2 protein-coding genes are annotated in these 1,678 nt (G+C 29.1%); both read left to right on the top strand.

The window, feature by feature from the left end; translation table 11 throughout:
• Positions 1 to 616: bacteriocin (locus DMB91_RS08710; protein WP_143116919.1), on the top strand; the 616-nt coding region annotated here is incomplete at its 5' end.
• Between the two features lie 48 nt (positions 617 to 664).
• On the top strand, positions 665 to 1,678 hold a 1,014-nt coding region (locus tag DMB91_RS08705), incomplete at its 3' end, for a Cj0814 family flagellar-dependent secreted protein (RefSeq protein ID WP_143116918.1).

The following is a 1,678-nucleotide window of genomic DNA, read 5'->3' as shown; positions in this document are numbered from 1 at the left end:
AAAGAAAATTCTTAGCCTTGTAGCATTAGGTTCTTTGTTTGTAAGTTCAGCTTTAGCAGATGATTTTTTAGCTAAAGTTACTCAAGGTGCCTTAAGTGATAACTCTAAAGGTGTTAAAGTTCTTAGCCTTGATGAGATGAAAGAGGTTAAGGGTGGGTATTATATACTAGATACTAATTTTAATCAAGATAAACTAAATCTTACTTCTGAATTTTATCTTGTAGCAAATTTCCATCCAGGAGAAATAGATTACATTAAAAATTATATTCTTAAAGTTTCAAACGCTGAAAAAGGATTATGTGGGCTTGATATAGCAAGCTGTCCAAATCCTAGCGAGAGAAGACTTATAGATTACCTTGATATTACAAATCAATCTTATACTTTTTCTCCCGTATATATAGTAAAAAGACAAATTAAAAGATCTAGTTTAGGACAGCCATATGTTCTTTTCTCATACCAAGTTGGTGTAAGAGATGTAAATGGGCAATATTATAAATTTGATTCTACAACTTCTAACAGATTATTAAATTATAATATGATTATCAAAGAAATGACTCAAAAATATAAGTCTCAAATTGAAAGTGCAATGGGAGGTTATAATCCTAATGTTATGTAATTTGATTTTAATGATATTATAGAAATTTTATATTAGAAGAAAAAAACAGTGGTAAATGGCATATCAAATTTAAATCACAATTACACAAGCACCTTAAATTCTAAAAAAAATGAGAATTTAAATGGGGCAAATTCACGCACTACTCAAAATAAAGAAACGCAAGAAACAAACTCAATTTTAATCAGCGATAAAGCCAAAGCTACAAGTCAAATTTTAGGTTACGGCGTGGATAAAGACGGCTTTTTTACGAGCGATTTTAATGAGGCTGCAGGATTGCCAAAAGATTATAAAATCAATGCAAATTGGGTAAAGAATTTGGATCAAATTTTAACTACAACAAAGCTTAGTTCTAAAGCCTTGTATGATTATGTGGATTGGGCGAAAGAATTGGGTAATTTTTACAAAGAAAATTTGCAAAGTTTTGATAAATTTGGCGAAAATTTTAATAAAGAACACATTAATAAAGAATTTAATATTACCCTTAAAGATGATTTTACTAAAAATGATGTTTTACAAGAGCTTTTTGCAAACAAAGGGCTTAAGATGAAAGAGGCTAAAAACACTCTTTATGGTAAAATTAATGGCTTTGATAGCCATATAAAGCAAAAAGATATGGATGAATTTTATGCTTTTATGCAAAAAAATCAGCTCAAAGACCCTAACAAAATAGAAAAATCGTCTTTTAAAAATATCGTTTCTGATACTTGGATGGGGATTGATAGAGAAAGAAGCAAATTGCAAACTTATGTTTCTTATGCTGAGAGTTTTCATTTGGATAGTTCTTTGATACAAAAGGCTAAGAATTTTAAGGATGAATTTGATACGCTTATGAGTGAAGATTTAAGTTTAGATGAATTTAAAAATAAATATTTGGACTTTAAGCAAAGACACGATGAGTTTGCAAAGGAATTTGAAAGGGCTATGGGTGATAATTTGCTGGTTAAGCCTATCGATGAACCTTTTAAACCCATACAAGGTGAAAGTAAAAACAAAGAAACTTATAAAGATGACAATATAAGAAGTGAATTTTTAAAAAAACTCTTAGAAGATAAATTTAGCACA

Origin of the sequence: Campylobacter sp. MIT 97-5078 (genome assembly GCF_006864455.1) — a bacterium.
Lineage (GTDB): Bacteria > Campylobacterota > Campylobacteria > Campylobacterales > Campylobacteraceae > Campylobacter_D.
The sequence above is the reverse complement of the archived record's forward strand: the minus strand, read 5'-3'. Positions and strand labels throughout refer to the sequence as shown.